Source organism: Nocardia mikamii NBRC 108933 (assembly GCF_001613505.1).
In the GTDB taxonomy this organism is placed as follows: Bacteria; Actinomycetota; Actinomycetes; order Mycobacteriales; family Mycobacteriaceae; genus Nocardia; species Nocardia mikamii.
In genome coordinates, this window is the sequence record NZ_BDCM01000007.1 from 126223 (window position 1) to 129392 (window position 3170).

2 protein-coding genes are annotated in these 3170 nt (G+C 70.4%); both read left to right on the forward strand.

Features of this window, described 5'->3' with window-relative positions:
* Positions 1–148: 148 nt before the first annotated feature.
* Positions 149–1534 (forward strand): hypothetical protein, encoded by a 1386-nt coding sequence (locus NMI01S_RS10035; RefSeq protein ID WP_063920703.1) that lies wholly within the window; start codon positions 149–151, stop codon positions 1532–1534.
* A gap of 16 nt (positions 1535–1550) precedes the next feature.
* Complete coding sequence (locus NMI01S_RS10040; protein WP_062995872.1) at positions 1551–3161, forward strand: hypothetical protein; 1611 nt, start codon at positions 1551–1553, stop codon at positions 3159–3161.
* Positions 3162–3170 lie beyond the last annotated feature (9 nt).

Sequence of the window (3170 nt, forward strand, 5' to 3'; positions counted from 1 at the left end):
TTGCATGCGGGCCTCGGTTACGAAATTCTCGATCCGAATGCGGCCCTGACGAGCGATAGATCGAGGCGGTGGTGGGAATTGCTTCTGCTCCTCCCGAGGTCGAGGTGCGCAGCCGCGTACCGGTATTTCGTGGATCAGGGAGTGTGTGGTGATCGGGGCCGGGGCTGAGGATCTCGCGGACTCGGTGGACCGGATCACCGCGGGCTTGCGCGAGCTCGCGCCGCCGGGATGGCAACGGTTGGAGGCATCGTTCGCGGTGACCGTGGTCACCGAGTCGGCGTTGTTCCTGGTCGATGACGGTAGCGAACCGATCAGGTGTCAGGTGTCGGACGAGGTGTGGGCGTCGGTGCGGCGCCACCGGCAGATTTCGGCTGAGCTGACGAGCGAGCCGTGGTGGCGGATAGTGGTGCGCGCCGACGCGGAGGAAGCCGAGGTCGTCGTCGATCACGGGGCCGAGCCGTTTCCCGGTGAGCAACTGTTCGCACCCCAGGCGTATCTGGCCGACCTGGAACAACATCCGCGCCGTCGGCTGCCGGTGTGGTTGGCGGCGTACATCGGGCGCGGTGCGTCCCAGTCGAGGCCACCGCGCGCCGCCTGGGACGGAATGCGGGCGGACCGGAGTGCGAGCGTGCGGGCCGTGCCGGTCACCGGAGAGTTGCCGGACCTGCGAATACTGTGGGCACGGTGGGCGGTGCTGGCCGCGGCCTTCGTAGCGGTCGGCTCGGAACGGGGGCCACGAATCGGCCCGTCCGTGGGCATCTTCGAAAGCGCGGCCCACAGCGGCTCGACGTTGACGTTGCTTCCCGGGGATCGGGCGGTGCTGTCGGGCGGAGTATGGGAAGCCCCCGCTTTGGACGTCGCCTACAACGGGGGTGGCGCGATGCCGAATGTGTTTGCGGGAGCACCGGACTGGGTGGCCGACCCAGTGCTCAATCCGCGGGTGCTCACCGGCATGCTGTCGTTTTGTTACTGGTGGGAGGAGGGGCAGTGGTACCGGGGCGAATCCGCTCCGGTGCCGGAATGCGCGGCGGCGCTGCCCGCGGTGTGGACGGCCGACACGGTGGCGCGAGTAGTCGCCGATGTGGCGGAGAACCCGTCGCCGGATGCCGCCGAGTTGCTGGTATCGGCTGCGCAGGCCGGCGCGGTGACCCGTGAGGCGATCGTGCAGGTGGTCGGTGACGGCACCGGAGTCGACGTCGCCGGTGCGCTGTTCCAGTTCGTCCTCGCGGATCTGGTTGCCGGCGAGGTCGCCGGGATCGGCGAAGCGGAGGCGTTGAACCTGGTCCGCGATCACATCCGTGAGCGCGGGTACGACACTGCGGACTACCCCCTCTCGTCCTTGCGCGCCGACCGGGTCAGCGTGGGCTGGATGGTGCGATCGCCGGTGCCGGACAACGACATTGCCCTGGACCGCGCGGTCTTCTATGTCGCCGACGACGGTGTCGTGGAGCGCTCGAGTTCGTCCGTGCCCTTGTCGGTTTTCGTAACCGACTTCGAGCGACGGCTCCGCCTGCGGGTCGGCGGCCGGCGCTGACGGTTCGAGGCGGGATATGAGCGGCGAACTTCGGCTGGACCTGGCCGGCCTGCGCGAACGGGGTGCACGGCTGAGCGAACTCGCCGACCGGGTCGGGCAGACCTATGCGGGACTGCGGGATTGCCTGGATCAGGCTCGCGGTAGCTGGGGCGACGACTATATGGGCCGGCAATTCGCCGAGCAGTTCACACCGCACGCCGATCAGATGCTGGCCAATGTGCGGGCGATGGAGAAGGGCTTGCACAGCACGGCGTCCGGAATCATCGGTGTCGCAGATGAATTCGACGCCCAAGATGCCGGCAACGCCGCCCGGCTGACCGACGCGGCGGGTGATCAGGCTCCGGGAAGCGGGAGTTCGTCCACGCTTCGACCGGATGATGCGGCCGGCCCGCCGTCGCCGGCTGATACCGGCACCCAGGTCCCGTACGACCCCGCCGCGTCCTCCCCGGCGCGCAACCCCGCGGTCACCGACGGTCCCGCGCAGCGCGCCGGCGGGGCGCAGCGCGCCGAACAGCCTCCGGCCGGTGGCTCGCAGTCACCGAACGGTTCTCCGGGGCGGACCGTCCCGCAGGAGGGGGCGCAGTCCCGCTCGCCGTGGAATCAGGATCGGCCGACGTCCGATCCGTCCGGGCAGGACGGGCGGCGCCCGGCCGGTGACGCCGGTCGCCGGTCCTCCTCCGTTTCGGCGCCGCCGCCGTCCTCGTCGGCACCGCCTCCTGCCGACCGCCGCGCCGCGCCGCGAGCCACCGACGCCTCCTCCGGCGGCCGAGCGGCACCGACGAGAAGGGGCGACACCCCGTGGGGAGGGCAGCCGCCTCGCCCTTCCGGCACACCGGGAAGGACCGAATCTCCCGGAAAGCCCGGATCTCCCGGCCGGCCGGAGTCGAATCCCCGGCACGGTTCCCCGCCACGATCCGACCGTTCCTCCCGCGACAAGGAGCGTGGGAATGATCGGCGCCGCTCTCGCGAGCAGGGGGCGTCCGACCCGATGATCGGCTGGCTGGCGCGGACCGTGGCCGAGCGCCACGGTGTAGAGGTGACCGGGTTCGACACACCCGGCCTCCAGTTGTCGCCCATACGTGACTTTCTGGCAGCGGTGGACCGGGTTCTCACCGATTACCCGATGATCCAGCTGAATTCGGTCGCGGTGGCGGAGCTCGATGGTGAACACGGCACGGTGCGATGGAGTCGTGAACCGGGCGACGAGGGTGCCACCAGCTCGATGACGCTCGACCTGCGCACGGCGCAAGAGCCGGCGGCCGTCCCGGCCTCGGGACCCGGCGGCGAGCCGGTGCGATCGGACCTGTATCCGGCGACGCTCCGCGAGTTCGGCCGGGCCCTCGACGACGTCGGTGGCGGCGTGGCGCGCAAGCAGGCGCAGCGTGTCCTGATCGGGGAATACCTGCGCCGGGAGCCGCAGCCGGATCGCACGCTCGCGGAAGTGGTGAGCGGTTACCGGGACTGGCGAGCCGGTATAGCCGGGAAGTCGGCGGCCCCAGGCGAATTCGATGTGGGCCAGGCGCTCGGAACCGCGTTCGCCGAGGTGGTGCAGCACGGTGCGGAGGCGGGCATACAGGCGAGATTGCTGCATGCGGTGCTGGTCGCCGCGGCATCTCGACCGGCATAGGTGGTGCCG

Bases quoted from the DNA above. Each gene is read 5' to 3' on its own strand.
- NMI01S_RS10040 (WP_062995872.1), top strand. From the start codon at position 1,551: ATGAGCGGCGAACTTCGGCTGGACCTGGCCGGCCTGCGCGAACGGGGT.